Below are 14,922 nucleotides of genomic sequence, written 5' to 3'. Positions count from 1 at the left end.
ATGTGCGGAAGGGATAAGTGCTGAAAGCATCTAAGCATGAAGCCCCCCTCAAGATGAGATTTCCCATAGCGTAAGCTAGTAAGATCCCTGAAAGATGATCAGGTTGATAGGTTCGAGGTGGAAGCATGGTGACATGTGGAGCTGACGAATACTAATAGATCGAGGACTTAACCATATAATATGAAGCAATGTTATCTAGTTTTGAAAGAATATAAAAAACTTATTGACTTTAAATGTCGAATGAGTTATGATGATTCTTGTCTTAAATGAATACAGTCTGGTAATGATGGCAGAGAGGTCACACCCGTTCCCATACCGAACACGGAAGTTAAGCTCTCTAGCGCCGATGGTAGTTGGGACCTTGTCCCTGTGAGAGTAGGACGTTGCCAGGCAATTTGGAGGATTAGCTCAGCTGGGAGAGCACCTGCCTTACAAGCAGGGGGTCGGCGGTTCGATCCCGTCATCCTCCACCATTCTAGCCGACTTAGCTCAATTGGTAGAGCAACTGACTTGTAATCAGTAGGTTGGGGGTTCAAGTCCTCTAGTCGGCACCAGAAAATCATGGCGGTTGTGGCGAAGTGGTTAACGCACCGGATTGTGGCTCCGGCATTCGTGGGTTCAATTCCCATCAGTCGCCCCATTTTTTCTTTTAAAATTATAATATGCGGGTGTGGCGGAATTGGCAGACGCACCAGACTTAGGATCTGGCGCCTTTGGCGTGGGGGTTCGACTCCCTTCACCCGCACTTTTAATAAAATAACTCATACATGTCTTGCGGAAGTAGTTCAGTGGTAGAATACAACCTTGCCAAGGTTGGGGTCGCGGGTTCGAATCCCGTCTTCCGCTCCAATTTTTAATATGACATGCCGGGGTGGCGGAACAGGCAGACGCACAGGACTTAAAATCCTGCGGTGGGTGACCACCGTGCGGGTTCGACCCCCGCCCTCGGCACCATATGCGCCCGTAGCTCAATTGGATAGAGCGTTTGACTACGGATCAAGAGGTTAGGGGTTCGACTCCTCTCGGGCGCGTTTTTATTAACGGGAAGTGGCTCAGCTTGGTAGAGCACCTGGTTTGGGACCAGGGGGTCGCAGGTTCAAATCCTGTCTTCCCGATTTTTTCAAAATATGGGGCCTTAGCTCAGCTGGGAGAGCGCCTGCCTTGCACGCAGGAGGTCAGCGGTTCGATCCCGCTAGGCTCCACTTATTTGAATATCACTTATGGCGGTGTAGCTCAGCTGGCTAGAGCGTACGGTTCATACCCGTGAGGTCGGGGGTTCGATCCCCTCCGCCGCTACCATAAAGGACCTTTAGCTCAGCTGGTTAGAGCAGACGGCTCATAACCGTCCGGTCGTAGGTTCGAGTCCTACAAGGTCCACCACTCAAAGTTCATATCTCGGAGGTATACCCAAGTTCGGCTGAAGGGATCGGTCTTGAAAACCGACAGGCGGCGAGAGTCGCGCGGGGGTTCGAATCCCTCTACCTCCTCCATTTTTTCTAAATTAAATATTATATCATCGCGGGGTGGAGCAGTACGGTAGCTCGTCGGGCTCATAATCCGAAGGTCGCAGGTTCAAATCCTGTCCCCGCAACCAAATGGTCCCGTGGTGTAGTGGTTAACATGCCTGCCTGTCACGCAGGAGATCGCCGGTTCGACCCCGGTCGGGACCGCCATTTTTTTACATAAAGGCTCGGTAGCTCAGTCGGTAGAGCAGAGGACTGAAAATCCTCGTGTCGGCGGTTCGATTCCGTCCCGAGCCACCATTTTGAAATCGCAAGCCGGCTTAGCTCAATTGGTAGAGCAACTGACTTGTAATCAGTAGGTTGGGGGTTCAAGTCCTCTAGCCGGCACCACTTTCAAAATGAGCCATTAGCTCAGTTGGTAGAGCATCTGACTTTTAATCAGAGGGTCGAAGGTTCGAATCCTTCATGGCTCACCATTTTCAATTTAATGCGGGTGTAGTTTAGTGGTAAAACAAGAGCCTTCCAAGCTCTGGTCGAGAGTTCGATTCTCTTCACCCGCTTATCTATTATGGGCCTATAGCTCAGCTGGTTAGAGCGCACGCCTGATAAGCGTGAGGTCGATGGTTCGAGTCCATTTAGGCCCACCATAATTATTCCGCAGTAGCTCAGTGGTAGAGCTATCGGCTGTTAACCGATCGGTCGTAGGTTCGAGTCCTACCTGCGGAGCCATATTATAGAGAAGTACCCAAGTGGCTCAAGGGGCTCCCCTGCTAAGGGAGTAGATCGCGAATGCGGTGCGAGGGTTCGAATCCCTTCTTCTCTGCCAGATTTGGCCCGTTGGTCAAGTGGTTAAGACACCGCCCTTTCACGGCGGTAACACGGGTTCGAATCCCGTACGGGTCATACTAAAAGAGATAGCATAAACTGCTATCTCTTTTTTGTTGTGTAAAAGTGGACTTTGAGTAGTCTGCTTTTTTTTATAGATTTTTGTATACTTTTTTCTATTCTAATCGTCTAACTAATAGAAAGGAGCGAGCGATGGAGTATGAAAAGATCATTATAGAAACCTCTAAAAGCATTTATAGGTATTTTCTTAAAATAGGGCTAACATCAGCAGATTTACAAAAATTAAACGGTCAAAATTATGTAAAGGCTGCTGTATTAGGGGCTACTGTGGAAAATAAATAATATATAGAAGAAGCTGTCTTTCAATAGGTAATCTATTTGGGGCAGCTTTTTTATGATGTTATCATTATCGATAAGGCGATATATTGCAAAAATCGCTGATATAATGTGAGTTGCGGTCGATATATTCAGAAAATCGCCTATATAATTTCATTTATCGGGATACTTCTAAGAAAAAAGCTTTCACAATCTAAAGAAAACGCCTCCATTGAGATGGATTTCACCCGCACTCTAATAACTTTACACTCTATGTGAAAAAGTTCACAAATAGGTCATAATTTGTGAAGTAATTCACAATGAATCGTGCTACAATATGAATGTAAAGAAGTTAAACAACATTAAATTAGTATTTTAATTAATTACTTAAACAATAATATAAAATATATGTGAACAATAGAGAGGGGAAATTAACATGAAAAAAGGTATCAATCGTGTAGTATTAGTAGGAACAGGAGCTGTAGGTTGTAGTTACGCTTACTCAATGATTAACCAAGGTGTAGCTGAAGAATTCGTACTTGTAGATGTAAATGAAGCAAAAGCAGAAGGGGAAGCAATGGACTTAAGCCATGCGGTACCATTCTCTCCAGCACCAACAAAAGTTTGGAGCGGTAGCTATGCAGATTGTAAAGATGCAGATCTAGTTGTTATCACTGCTGGATTACCACAAAAGCCAGGCGAAACTCGTTTAGACTTAGTTGAGAAAAATACAAAGATCTTTAAACAAATCGTTCGCGGTATTATGGATAGCGGATTCGATGGAATCTTCTTAATCGCAACTAACCCAGTTGATATTTTAACTTACGTAACTTGGAAAGAATCTGGCTTGCCAAAAGAGCGCGTAATCGGCTCTGGTACTACTTTAGACTCTGCTCGTTTCCGCTACATGTTAGGTGACTACTTAGATGTAGATCCACGTAACGTTCATGCTTATATCGTTGGTGAGCACGGTGACACTGAACTTCCAGTATGGAGCCACGCTACTGTAGGTGTACAAAAACTAGAAACAATCTTAGCGAACAACGAACAGTACAACCAAGAAGATTTAGATAAAATCTTTGAAAATGTACGCGATGCAGCTTACCACATTATCGAGCGTAAAGGCGCAACTTACTACGGAATCGGTATGTCACTACTTCGTGTAACTAAAGCGATCTTAAGTAACGAGAACAGCGTGTTAACTGTATCTGCATACCTTGAAGGCCAATATGGTGAGAAAGATGCTTACGTAGGTGTTCCAGCTGTTATTAACCGCGAAGGTGTACGTGAAATCGTAGAGCTTGAATTAAACGAAGAAGAAAAAGTGAAATTCGCTCATTCTGTAAAAGTATTAAAAGAAACAATGGCACCAGTACTTTAATAATTGATAAATAATTCAGAGGTGGGAAACTGCTTCCTCCTTCTGGACTTATATATAATTGAATATAAATTCCTTTTCCGGTTTCCCTTGTATATCCCCAATATACCCCTTTTGCTGGAGAAGGGTCGTTTATAGAAAAAGCACTCTATTTTTGAATAGAGTGCTTTTGTGCGTTATCCCACTATTTGCGAGCAGAGTTTCACTTTATTCTTTAGGAGTTAACCTTGTGGCAATTTTTCCTAACCGCCATTCATCTCCCGCATACTCATTGGACCATGTCCTACCTATTCCTTGAGGTGGGAGTTTTCCGTCGGGAAATGATAAAATTTGTGACAAAAAATGTTGAGAAATATTTTTAAACAATAGATTATTTCACTTGTATTTTACGTGAGAAATAGCGTAAAAAATGGAGAGAAACCAATAAAATAAATATTGAGCAACAATGAAAGGCGAGAAATAGTAAGGAAAATGAAGCGTTTGCAATGAATATTCGTCAAAATTCGATATTTTATATGGAAATTCGAAAAAAATTAAACATTTTCAAGGAAAAAACGTATATTTTTAAAAAATAACAAGGGTATTTCAGTTTTTTGCAGAAATAGTTAAAGTGTTAAAAATTTCTGTCATCTTAGTGAGGTGAACATATTGGATGTAATAAATTGTGAAGAAGTGAAACGAGATGAGTTTCATACAGAAAAGTACTATGACAGTTATAACATCTTTGGGGCACATATTGTGACGGAAGATGGGATGCGAGGTGTACGATTCACAGTATGGGCTCCTCATGCGAAAGCAATGAGTGTTGTTGGGGATTTTAATGAATGGGATTATGAGCAACATAAGATGCTACAAGTGACAGAAGAGGGGATTTGGTCCTTGTTTGCACCGCATATTGAAGAGAACGAGATATATAAGTATGCGATTGAAACGATGGACGGTGACGTTATTTTAAAAGCGGATCCTTATGCAGTATATGCAGAAGTAAGACCAAATACGGCATCTGTAGTTTTTGATATAGAGGGATATGAATGGAATGATAAAAACTGGATTCGTAAGAGAAAGAAAAAATCGATTTATAAAGAAGCGATGGCAGTTTATGAATTACATTTCGGTTCTTGGAAAAAGAAAGAAGATGGCGCTCTGTATTCTTACAGAGAAATGGCCGAGGAGCTCATTCCGTATGTGGTGGAACATCAATTTACACATATTGAAATTATGCCGCTTGTTGAGCATCCATATGATCGTTCTTGGGGATATCAAGGAACAGGATATTATGCAGCGACAAGTAGATTCGGCACGCCACATGATTTGATGTATTTTGTCGATGAATGTCATAAATGTGGAATCGGTGTCATTTTAGATTGGGTGCCGGGGCATTTTTGTAAAGATGCTCACGGTTTATATTTGTTTGATGGGACACCGACCTATGAATATAAAGATAGAGACGTACAAGAAAACCTGGTATGGGGAACTGTTAATTTTGATTTAGGGAAGAGAGAAGTACGTAATTTCTTAATTTCAAATGCGTTATTTTGGATGAGGCATTTCCATATTGATGGTTTCAGGGTAGATGCGGTTGCGAATATGCTGTACTGGAATAAAGAAGGAAAAGAGCAAAGCAATGAACACGCTGTTTCTTTCTTACGAGAGTTAAATGAAGCTGTGTTTGCAGAAGATGAAGAGTTTCTTATGACAGCGGAGGATTCAACAGCTTGGCCACTTGTAACAGCTCCAACATACGAGGGTGGACTTGGATTCAATTATAAATGGAATATGGGTTGGATGAATGACGTGCTGAAATATATGGAATGTGCGCCAGAGTACCGGAAATACATTCATGAGAAAATGACATTCTCTTTAATATATGCTCACTCTGAAAACTTCATATTGCCGCTTTCTCATGATGAAGTCGTTCATGGGAAAAAGTCGTTATTAAATAAAATGCCGGGAGATTACTGGGATAAGTTCGCCCAACTTCGTTTATTATATGGATATTTCTTTACTCATCCAGGTAAGAAATTACTCTTTATGGGTGGAGAATTCGGGCAATTTGATGAGTGGAAAGATCTTGAAGATTTAGATTGGAATTTACATGATTTTGAAATGCATCGTTACATGCATGATTACTTTAAAGAGCTCATAGCATTGTATAAGCGCTCAAAACCACTTTGGCAGTTAGATCACTCGCCTGAAGGATTTCAGTGGATTGATGCTAATAATAATGAGCAAAGTATTTTCTCGTTTATCCGCCAAGGTGATAAGCAGGAAGATGCGTTAGTTGTCGTATGTAATTTTACGAAAGGTACATATGAAAACTATAAAGTAGGTGTACCAGATTTCGAGTATTATAACGAAATTTTAAACAGTGACGCTATGCAATATGGCGGATCGGGGCAAGTTAATAAGAAACGTCTCAAGACGATTCTAGAGCCATATCATAATCAAGCGGCACATGTAGAAATTACAATTCCACCATTTGGCGTATCCATATTACGACCAGTGAAGACGAGAAAGGGGAGCAAAAAACAAGATGGCTCAAAAACAAAAGTGCGTAGCAATGTTACTAGCAGGGGGAAAAGGTAGTCGTTTAAGTGCATTAACAAAAAATTTAGCCAAGCCAGCTGTTCCATTTGGTGGTAAATATCGCATTATTGATTTTACGTTAAGTAACTGTGCAAACTCCGGTATTGAAACGGTGGGGATTTTAACACAATATCAACCGTTAGAACTTCATAATTATATTGGAATCGGAAATGCTTGGGATCTTGATCGTGTAAACGGTGGAGTCACTGTGTTACCTCCTTATGCGGAGTCTTCAGGTGTGAAGTGGTATACAGGTACGGCAAGTGCTATTTATCAAAACTTAAATTATTTAAGTCAGTACGAACCAGAATATGTCCTTATTTTATCAGGTGACCATATTTATAAAATGGATTACAGTAAAATGCTAGATTACCATATTGAGAAAGAAGCAGATGTTTCGATTTCTGTTATTGAAGTGCCGTGGGATGAAGCAAGTCGCTTTGGCATCATGAATACAAATGAAGAGATGGAAGTTGTTGAATTTGAGGAGAAACCGCAATTTCCAAGAAGTAATCTTGCATCAATGGGAATTTATATTTTTAACTGGGCTATTTTAAAAGAATATTTAGAGATGGATGCAAGAAACCCTGAATCTAGTAATGACTTCGGAAAAGATGTACTTCCGCTTTTATTAGATGAAGGGAAGAAGCTGATGGCGTATCCGTTTGAAGGATATTGGAAAGATGTTGGAACGGTGAAAAGCTTATGGGAAGCGAATATGGATTTACTTCGCGATGAAACATCGTTGAACTTGAACGATCGTGATTGGCGCATTTATTCTGTGAACCCAAATGAGCCACCACAATATATTGCAGAACAGGCAAAAGTAGAAGAGTCACTTATTAATGAAGGGTGCGTCATTGAAGGGGACGTGAAGCATTCTGTTTTATTCCAAGGAGTGACGGTGGAAGAAGGTAGTATGGTAATCGATTCTGTCGTTATGCCGGGGGCAAAGATTGGTAAAAACGTTGTGATTGAAAGAGCGATCGTTGGATCGGAAATGGTTATTGAAGATGGGACAATAATTCGCCCAGAAAAAAATGTTGATGACGTAGTACTAATTGCTGAAGGGAAATAGAAAAGGGGGATGAAATGAATGGGAGAAAAAATGTTAGGAATTATTAATGCAACGGGAAGTTTTCCTTCCTTAAAGAAAGTAACAGGGCATCGTTCATTAGCGGCGTTACCGTTTGGGGGCCGTTACCGACTCATTGATTTCATGCTTTCAAATATGGTGAATTCTAACATTCATAGCGTGGCGGTTTTTACAAGTCATAAAAATCGTTCTTTAATGGATCATGTCGGTTCAGGACAACAGTGGGATTTAGATAGAAAGCGTGATGGACTGTTTTTATTCCCACCGAACTGCCAATGTGATCATGACGAATTTGGATCTTTTGCACATTTTAGAAGACATATTGATTATTTTCTAAGAAGCAGAGAAGAGTATGTTGTTATTACGAATAGCCATCTTGTAACAGCATTAAACTTTCAAGCGGTGTTAGAGCGACATATACATACGTCTGCAGATATTACTGAAGTTTGTCATGAAGGGGTTTCGCTTCAAACATATGTGTTAAAGAAACAATTATTGCTAGACTTATTTGAGACATATAAAGATGTGGAGCAATACAGTTTATTTGATGTAGTGAGAGCAAAGAGCGGGAAATCACTGCATATTGCTACGTATGAACATACAGGATATGTAGCTATTATTGATTCGATTGAAAGTTACTATAAACATAGTCTAGAAATTTTGCAGCCTTCTATTTGGAAGCAATTATTTAAGAAAGAAGCACCAATCTTTACGAAAGTAAAAGATGAGCCGCCAACTCGTTATATGAAGGGTGCAGCCGTGAAAAATACAATGATTGCAAACGGCAGTATTATTGAAGGGGAAGTAGAAAATAGTGTTGTCTCCCGTTCTGTTAAAATTGGAAAAGGTTCAATTGTTCGTAATAGTATTATTATGCAAAAGAGCCAAATTGGAGATAACTGTATAATAGATGGTGTTATTATCGATAAAGATGTGAAACTTGGTGATGGTGTAGTGTTAAAAGGAAGTGCTGATGAGCCATATGTTGTAGAAAAAGGTAGTGTACAAAATAGTACAATCAACAGTTATTCGTAAATAGCAGGTGCATAATTAGTGGGGGATTTAGAAAACCCCCACTAATTAAGGTTTTACTCTATATGAAAACTTGAAGGGAGGAAGCTGTAAGAAGAGCGATTTATGATGTATACGCTTTTCGTGCAGTGGGACAACAGGTGAATATTTTATTTGCAGTATCAGAATGTGTACCGTTTGTGAAATCTGGAGGTTTAGCTGATGTAGCGGGAGCGCTCCCGAAAGAATTAAAAAAATTAGGAGTGAATGTTCGCATTATACTTCCAAACTACAGTCTTATCCCGAAAGAGTTAAGAGAAGGATGTACGCTTCATAAAGTAATTAACGTTCCTCTTGGATGGAGAAACCAATATTGCGGGATTTTAAAAGGTGAGCAGGATGGGATTACGTATTACTTAATAGATAATGAATATTATTTTAAGAGAGATTCTCTATATGGCCATTATGATGATGGGGAGCGTTTTTCTTATTTTTCAAAAGCAGTTTTAGAGTGTATTCCGCATCTTGATTTCGAAGTAGATGTTCTTCATAGCCATGATTGGCATACAGCTATGGTTAATTTCTTACTTCGTGAAAAGTATCAAGATAACCCGTTATATGAGCATATTAAAACGGTATATACGATTCATAACTTGCAGTTCCAAGGTGTATTTCCTCCTGAAGTGATGTACGACTTACTGGAGCTTGGTCATGAATATTTTCATAGTGAACAGCTTGAGTTTTATGGAAACGTGAACTTTATGAAAGGCGGTATTATCGCATCTGACCAAATTACAGCGGTTAGCCCGACATATAAAGAAGAGATTCAATATGAGTTTTTCGGTGAGAAGTTAGATGGATTGCTACGAAAATATAATGATAAGCTTAGTGGCATTGTAAATGGAATTGATACGAGCGTATATAATCCAGAAACAGATCCATATATTACGGCTCAGTATAGTGCAGAGTCGCTAGATGAAAAGAATGAAAATAAACGCGCATTGCAGCGTTATTTTGGTTTACCAGAAAAAGAAGATACACCAGTTATTTCGATGGTAACACGATTAACGAAGCAAAAGGGGCTTGATCTAGTACGTACTGTATTCCGTGAAATAATGGAAGAAGATGTACAATGTATTATTTTGGGGTCAGGCGATTCTGAATACGAGCAGTTCTTTGAATGGATGGCATACGAGTATCCAGAAAAGGTAAAAGTATATATTGGGTTTAATGAAGCGTTAGCGCACCAAGTGTACGCGGGAAGCGATTTGTTTTTAATGCCATCGCTGTTTGAACCGTGTGGACTTGGACAACTTATTGCGCTAGCATATGGCACGATTCCAATTGTAAGAGAAACAGGCGGATTAAATGATACTGTACATTCTTACGATGAGGACACTGGAATTGGGAATGGCTTTAGCTTTACGAATTTTAATGCGCATGACATGTTACATACGATTCTTCGTGCAATTGAGTTTTATCAAGATAAACCGGTATGGGATAAGCTTGTAAAGCAAGCGATGACTGAAGATTACAGCTGGGGGAAATCTGCTCTTGCATACAAGAAATTGTATAAAAGTCTCATGGAATAACATTGAGGTGGTGAAAAAATGTTTACTCATGTTGAAAGCTTCAAATCCGCTTTTCTAGAAAAATTAGAAACGATGTATGGGAAAAGTTTCAAAGATTCTACAACTCGTGATCAGTATAATACGCTTGGTCATATGGTACGTGAGTATATGAATAGTCAATGGATTGCAACGAATGAAAGTTATCGTTCTGGAGATCAAAAACAAATGTATTATTTATCCATTGAGTTTTTACTTGGGCGTTTGCTAGGCAGTAACATATTAAATTTAGGCATTCGAGATGTATGTGAAAAAGGACTTTTTGAACTTGGAATTTCTTTGCACGAGTTAGAAGAGATTGAAGCAGATGCTGGCCTTGGTAACGGTGGACTTGGACGTTTAGCAGCCTGTTTCCTCGATTCACTCGCTTCTTTAAACTTACCAGGACATGGCTGTGGTATTCGTTATAAGCATGGTCTGTTTGATCAAAAAATTGTTGATGGCTATCAAGTAGAATTTCCAGAACAATGGCTTCTTCATGAAAACGTTTGGGAAGTAAGAAGGTATGACCAAGCCGTAGAAGTAAGTTATTTTGGAAACGTTGAACCACTAGAAATTGATGGACGTTTAGAGTTCAGGCATACAAATGCAGAAGTTATTATGGCAGTACCATATGACGTTCCAGTTGTAGGGTATGAAACAAGTACTGTAAATACGCTTCGGCTTTGGAATGCGGAGCCAGTTCCTTTCCCGCAAAATTGTAAAGATATTTTGAAATATAAGCGTGAAACAGAGGCCGTATCGGAGTTTTTATATCCAGATGATACGCATGATGAGGGGAAAATACTTCGTTTAAAACAACAGTATTTCCTCGTATCAGCAAGTTTGCAAAATATCGTTCGTATGCATAGGGAGAGACACGGTAGTCTTCGTCAGTTACATGAAAAAATCGCGATTCATATAAACGATACACATCCGGTTCTGGCAATTCCAGAACTTATGCGTATTTTATTAGACGAAGAAAAATTGACATGGGAAGAAGCTTGGCACATAACAACGCAGACGATTTCCTATACGAATCATACGACGTTATCAGAAGCGCTTGAGAAATGGCCAATTCACATTTTTAAACCGTTATTACCGAGAATTTATATGATTATTGAAGAAATTAATGAACGTTTCTGTCATGAGCTTTGGGACCGTTATTCGTACGATTGGAAGCGTATTGAGGACATGGCCATTATTGCGCATGACCTTGTGAAAATGGCTCATTTAGCGATTGTTGGTAGCCATAGCGTTAACGGTGTGGCGAAAATTCATACAGAAATTTTAAAGCAGCGTGAAATGCGATTGTTCTATGAATTTTATCCAGATAAATTTAATAATAAAACGAATGGAATCGCTCATAGACGCTGGCTTATGAAAGCAAATCCGCAGCTGACCAATCTCATTTCAGAGGCGATTGGAACAGAGTGGAAGAAAGAACCAATTAAACTGCAAGCATTGCAAACATTCCAACACGATGCTAGTTTCCAAGAGAAGGTTGCAGGAGTAAAACAAGAGCGTAAAGAGATTTTAGCGGAGCGTATTCATAATAAAATGGGGATTACAATTGACCCAAATTCTATTTTTGATGTGCAAGTAAAAAGACTGCATGCTTACAAACGACAATTATTAAATGTTCTTCATATTTTATACTTGTATAACCGTTTAAAAGAGGATAATAGTTTTTCATTTTACCCGCGCACTTTTATTTTTGGAGCGAAAGCATCACCTGGCTATTATTATGCGAAGAAAATTATTAAATTAATAAATGAACTTGCAAGAAAAGTAAATAATGATCCGTACGTAAGTCAATATATGAAAGTTATCTTTCTGGAAAACTACCGAGTTTCTTTAGCGGAAGATATATTCCCAGCAGCGGATGTAAGTGAACAAATTTCAACTGCGAGTAAAGAAGCATCGGGAACAGGTAACATGAAATTCATGATGAATGGTGCAATTACACTCGGAACGCTAGACGGAGCTAATATTGAAATAAAAGACCGGGTCGGTGATGATGCCTGCTTCATTTTTGGCTTAACAGCGGATGAGGTTCTTCATTATTACCAAAATGGTGGATATCGTGCAAGTGACTATTATCACCACAATATGCACATTAAAAAAGTAGTAGATCAGTTAACGAATGGTTTCTTTGCACAGTCGGGAGCTGAATTTGAAGCGATTTATGATTCTCTCGTTATTCAAAATGATGAATACTTCGTTCTTCGAGATTTTAACCCATATGCTGAAAGACAAGAAGCTGTCGGAAGGGCCTATGAAAATAGGACGAAATGGCTAGAAATGTCGATTTTGAACATTGCACAATCTGGGCATTTTGCGAGTGATCGAACAATTTTGCAGTACAGTAATGAAATTTGGGGTATTGGTAATACTGTTAAACTTTTTTAGATGAAAGCCCCTTTTGAAGGGGCTTTTATTTATTCACTTTTAAAGCAGGGATACGCTTGCTTAGAAAAATAAAACGAGCTTAAGGATATTAAGCTCGTTTTACTTATGTTGCTTAAGAAAGGTAAGGCAAGAATGTATATATTATACCTGTTCCGCCATACTCCCCTGTCGCAAAGTATGAAAATGTAAAGAAACCTGTAAACGAAAAAATTATTATAAGAAAAAGTGCAAAGAAAAATTTTAGCATGTAAGGTCCCCTCATCCGAAAGTAATTTCATAGATTATTATAGTATACAAATATTTAATTTCCAATTGTTTACTGGTTAAAAATGAGAGGTCAGACATGTTTTGTATGTTGTAATGGAATGATTATTCGTAATGGATTTTGTATTTTTCGTAAATGTCATGTTGTGATGGACGTGTGCATATTCCCAGTCTTTCTCATTAAAATGGACATTTCTTGGAGGGAGAAGAGGAACGACATCGAATAAATTGACAAAACGAAAGCTACTAGCTACTTGCAGTTTATAATAATTTCGAAAGGCGATATCTCCAACTTTTGGAGAGGCAAAGGTATAAAGACCGTACTGTGCGAAGGCAGTATTTATACGTGCATCTAGTATGTGTAGTGTAGCGAGTGCACCGCCTAAGCTATGGCCTGTTGCAAGAAGTTTCTTATGGGCTGGTAATGACACGAGCATATCCATAATAGAATCCCGGCAAGATTCATAAATTGAAAGAAAGCCGTTATGAACATTTCCGCTATTTAAAGCGTATGGGTATGGTCTTTGGTTGACGAGTGAATCGATAATCCAATCTGTATCTGTTTGTGTGCCCCTAAAAGCTACAATAATCGTATCTTCAGATTCTAATATGAACCCAAACCATTCCATCGTTTGAATCGCTTTTCCTTGAAAGCCTTGTACATATTGGAATCCATCAGGTATTTCAAAAATCCCATTTTGTTTATATTGTTCATACGTTAGATCGCAGCAAGAAGCTAACAATATGGCAGTATCTTTATCAAAGGATAAAGGAGTACGCATCAAGAAAGCCCTCCTTAAGAAAAGGTATAGTTCAATATATGCAGTGAGGGACTTGATTCATTCTTTTTGAAAAAAGGCTTGAACCTACTGTTACGTGAGGGAGTATGATTTTTGTAAACATAGTGTTAGGAGGAGTGTAGGATGAGCAAAAAGGAAGGCTATTCAATTGGTGAGTTTTCAAAGAGAACAGGCACATCAATACGGACACTACAGTATTACGAGGAACAATGAAGTGATGGAATATTATATGATTAAAAATAGTTTATATAGTCCAAAAGAAACAGATAGTTCCCTATGAAGGGGACTATCTGTTTTTAGTGTTTTACTCTTTCCCATCTAAAAGGCGACCAAGTCCGCCTAAAACGCTGCCTTCACCGCTATTTTGAGCTGCTGGGCTTGTAAGACGTGCTGCTAAGCGGCTAAGTGTTAAGGACTGAATCCAAACCGTTCCAGGACCTTCTAACGTTGCGAAGAATAAACCTTCACCGCCAAATAGAGCTGTTTTTACTTTTCCAACGAATTGAATATCGTAGTTAACATCTTTTGTCATTGCAACGAGACAACCTGTATCAATGCGAAGTTTCTCGCCAGGTTTTAATTCGCGCTTATATACAGTTCCGCCTGCATGCATGAAAGCTAGACCATCACCTTCAAGTTTCTGCATGATGAAACCTTCACCACCGAAGAAACCAGTTCCTATTTTTTTAGTAAACTCAATTCCGATAGAAACACCTTTTGCGGCACAAAGAAATGCATCTTTTTGGCAGACTACTTTTCCTTGATATTCTGTTAAATCAACAGGAATAATTTTTCCAGGATAAGGAGCGGCGAATGATACGTGTCGTTTGCCATGACCTGTATTTGTAAATACAGTCATAAACATACTTTCACCTGTAACGAGACGTTTACCTGCGCCCATTAATTTACCGAATAGACCACTAGATGGTCCAGAACCATCACCGAAAATCGTTTCCATTTCGATATGATCTTCCATCATCATCATTGCGCCAGCCTCTGCGATAACGCTTTCTTCTGGATCCAATTCAATTTCAACAAACTGCATATCATCGCCATATAATTTATACTCGATTTCATGTGCTTGCATTTTTCACCTCATCATATGTAGTAATTATATTGTACAGAAATCAAAGGAATTAGAATA

9 protein-coding genes, 22 tRNA genes, 2 rRNA genes and 1 pseudogene are annotated in these 14,922 nt (G+C 39.3%); 32 read left to right on the top strand and 2 right to left on the bottom strand.

The genetic code is table 11. The annotated features are described in order from the left end of the window. From MR071_RS10325 to glgP, 31 genes are all read left to right on the top strand, one after another. A 23S ribosomal RNA gene (locus MR071_RS10325) occupies positions 1-175 on the top strand; the annotation flags it as partial. 101 nt (positions 176-276) lie between these two features. After that, a 5S ribosomal RNA gene (rrf, locus tag MR071_RS10320) occupies positions 277-392 on the top strand. Between the two features lie 5 nt (positions 393-397). Continuing rightward, a tRNA-Val gene (locus tag MR071_RS10315) sits at positions 398-473 on the top strand. A 5-nt stretch (positions 474-478) separates the two neighbouring features. After that, positions 479-554, top strand: a tRNA-Thr gene (locus tag MR071_RS10310). Between the two features lie 10 nt (positions 555-564). Further along, a tRNA-His gene (locus tag MR071_RS10305) sits at positions 565-640 on the top strand. 24 nt (positions 641-664) lie between these two features. Beyond that, positions 665-745, top strand: a tRNA-Leu gene (locus tag MR071_RS10300). Positions 746-774: 29 nt separating this feature from the next. Beyond that, a tRNA-Gly gene (locus MR071_RS10295) sits at positions 775-849 on the top strand. Positions 850-865: 16 nt separating this feature from the next. Continuing rightward, positions 866-954, top strand: a tRNA-Leu gene (locus tag MR071_RS10290). A gap of 3 nt (positions 955-957) precedes the next feature. Continuing rightward, positions 958-1,031 (top strand) — tRNA-Arg (locus MR071_RS10285). A 10-nt stretch (positions 1,032-1,041) separates the two neighbouring features. Next, positions 1,042-1,115 (top strand) — tRNA-Pro (locus MR071_RS10280). Between the two features lie 14 nt (positions 1,116-1,129). Further along, positions 1,130-1,202, top strand: a tRNA-Ala gene (locus MR071_RS10275). Positions 1,203-1,222: 20 nt separating this feature from the next. Beyond that, a tRNA-Met gene (locus tag MR071_RS10270) sits at positions 1,223-1,299 on the top strand. A gap of 4 nt (positions 1,300-1,303) precedes the next feature. Further along, positions 1,304-1,380: transfer RNA gene (locus MR071_RS10265), tRNA-Ile, on the top strand. Between the two features lie 17 nt (positions 1,381-1,397). Further along, positions 1,398-1,490: transfer RNA gene (locus tag MR071_RS10260), tRNA-Ser, on the top strand. Positions 1,491-1,517: 27 nt separating this feature from the next. Beyond that, positions 1,518-1,594 (top strand) — tRNA-Met (locus tag MR071_RS10255). 3 nt (positions 1,595-1,597) lie between these two features. Further along, a tRNA-Asp gene (locus tag MR071_RS10250) sits at positions 1,598-1,673 on the top strand. 14 nt (positions 1,674-1,687) lie between these two features. Further along, positions 1,688-1,763 (top strand) — tRNA-Phe (locus MR071_RS10245). Between the two features lie 14 nt (positions 1,764-1,777). Continuing rightward, a tRNA-Thr gene (locus tag MR071_RS10240) sits at positions 1,778-1,853 on the top strand. A 10-nt stretch (positions 1,854-1,863) separates the two neighbouring features. After that, positions 1,864-1,939: transfer RNA gene (locus MR071_RS10235), tRNA-Lys, on the top strand. Between the two features lie 13 nt (positions 1,940-1,952). Next, positions 1,953-2,023 (top strand) — tRNA-Gly (locus MR071_RS10230). Between the two features lie 10 nt (positions 2,024-2,033). Then, a tRNA-Ile gene (locus tag MR071_RS10225) sits at positions 2,034-2,110 on the top strand. A 7-nt stretch (positions 2,111-2,117) separates the two neighbouring features. Continuing rightward, a tRNA-Asn gene (locus tag MR071_RS10220) sits at positions 2,118-2,192 on the top strand. 6 nt (positions 2,193-2,198) lie between these two features. Next, positions 2,199-2,289 (top strand) — tRNA-Ser (locus MR071_RS10215). Positions 2,290-2,294: 5 nt separating this feature from the next. Then, positions 2,295-2,366, top strand: a tRNA-Glu gene (locus tag MR071_RS10210). A 135-nt stretch (positions 2,367-2,501) separates the two neighbouring features. Continuing rightward, positions 2,502-2,651: a hypothetical protein gene (locus MR071_RS10205; RefSeq protein ID WP_181149499.1), complete on the top strand. Its 150-nt coding sequence runs from the start codon at positions 2,502-2,504 to the stop codon at positions 2,649-2,651. A 409-nt stretch (positions 2,652-3,060) separates the two neighbouring features. Beyond that, positions 3,061-4,005, top strand: coding sequence for an L-lactate dehydrogenase (locus tag MR071_RS10200; RefSeq protein ID WP_002089250.1), 945 nt, complete (start codon positions 3,061-3,063; stop codon positions 4,003-4,005). A gap of 645 nt (positions 4,006-4,650) precedes the next feature. Then, positions 4,651-6,588: a 1,4-alpha-glucan branching protein GlgB gene (gene glgB / locus MR071_RS10195; protein ID WP_242235883.1), complete on the top strand. Its 1,938-nt coding sequence runs from the start codon at positions 4,651-4,653 to the stop codon at positions 6,586-6,588. Continuing rightward, a complete protein-coding gene (gene glgC, locus MR071_RS10190) occupies positions 6,536-7,666 on the top strand; it encodes a glucose-1-phosphate adenylyltransferase (RefSeq protein ID WP_105585866.1) in 1,131 nt (376 codons plus the stop codon). The genes glgB and glgC overlap by 53 nt, the downstream gene beginning before the upstream one ends. A gap of 18 nt (positions 7,667-7,684) precedes the next feature. Continuing rightward, entirely contained in the window at positions 7,685-8,719 is a 1,035-nt protein-coding gene (glgD, locus tag MR071_RS10185; protein ID WP_105585867.1) for a glucose-1-phosphate adenylyltransferase subunit GlgD, read from the top strand. 137 nt (positions 8,720-8,856) lie between these two features. Beyond that, positions 8,857-10,287 carry a glycogen synthase GlgA gene (gene glgA, locus MR071_RS10180; protein ID WP_105585868.1) on the top strand — a complete coding sequence of 477 codons (1,431 nt, stop codon included), beginning with the start codon at positions 8,857-8,859 and terminating at the stop codon, positions 10,285-10,287. Positions 10,288-10,305: 18 nt separating this feature from the next. Further along, positions 10,306-12,714, top strand: a complete 2,409-nt coding sequence (gene glgP, locus MR071_RS10175; RefSeq protein WP_105585869.1) for a glycogen phosphorylase — start codon at positions 10,306-10,308, stop codon at positions 12,712-12,714. A gap of 323 nt (positions 12,715-13,037) precedes the next feature. Here the strand turns inward: glgP and MR071_RS10170 are convergent, their stop codons facing one another. Further along, on the bottom strand, positions 13,038-13,760 hold the full coding sequence (locus MR071_RS10170) for a lipase family protein (RefSeq protein WP_105585871.1): 723 nt from the start codon (positions 13,758-13,760) through the stop codon (positions 13,038-13,040). Positions 13,761-13,901: 141 nt separating this feature from the next. Here MR071_RS10170 and MR071_RS10165 point away from each other — a divergent pair. Continuing rightward, positions 13,902-13,985 (top strand): annotated as a pseudogene (locus MR071_RS10165) (MerR family DNA-binding transcriptional regulator); the annotation flags it as partial. Between the two features lie 97 nt (positions 13,986-14,082). Here MR071_RS10165 and MR071_RS10160 read toward each other — a convergent pair. Further along, entirely contained in the window at positions 14,083-14,865 is a 783-nt protein-coding gene (locus MR071_RS10160) for a TIGR00266 family protein (protein WP_098775843.1), read from the bottom strand. Between the last annotated feature and the right edge of the window lie 57 nt (positions 14,866-14,922).

Origin of the sequence: Bacillus cereus group sp. BfR-BA-01316 (genome assembly GCF_022664195.1) — a bacterium.
Classification (GTDB): domain Bacteria; phylum Bacillota; class Bacilli; order Bacillales; family Bacillaceae_G; genus Bacillus_A.
Note: the sequence above shows the minus strand (reverse complement) of the source record. Positions and strands in the feature narration are given on the sequence as shown.

Excerpts from the sequence above, each read along its gene's own strand:
- MR071_RS10205 (WP_181149499.1), top strand. The coding sequence starts at position 2,502 with ATGGAGTATGAAAAGATCATTATAGAAACCTCTAAAAGCATTTATAGG.
- MR071_RS10200 (WP_002089250.1), top strand. The coding sequence starts at position 3,061 with ATGAAAAAAGGTATCAATCGTGTAGTATTAGTAGGAACAGGAGCTGTA.
- glgC (WP_105585866.1), top strand. The coding sequence starts at position 6,536 with ATGGCTCAAAAACAAAAGTGCGTAGCAATGTTACTAGCAGGGGGAAAA.
- glgD (WP_105585867.1), top strand. The coding sequence starts at position 7,685 with ATGGGAGAAAAAATGTTAGGAATTATTAATGCAACGGGAAGTTTTCCT.
- glgP (WP_105585869.1), top strand. The coding sequence starts at position 10,306 with ATGTTTACTCATGTTGAAAGCTTCAAATCCGCTTTTCTAGAAAAATTA.
- MR071_RS10170 (WP_105585871.1), bottom strand. The coding sequence starts at position 13,760 with ATGCGTACTCCTTTATCCTTTGATAAAGATACTGCCATATTGTTAGCT.
- MR071_RS10160 (WP_098775843.1), bottom strand. The coding sequence starts at position 14,865 with ATGCAAGCACATGAAATCGAGTATAAATTATATGGCGATGATATGCAG.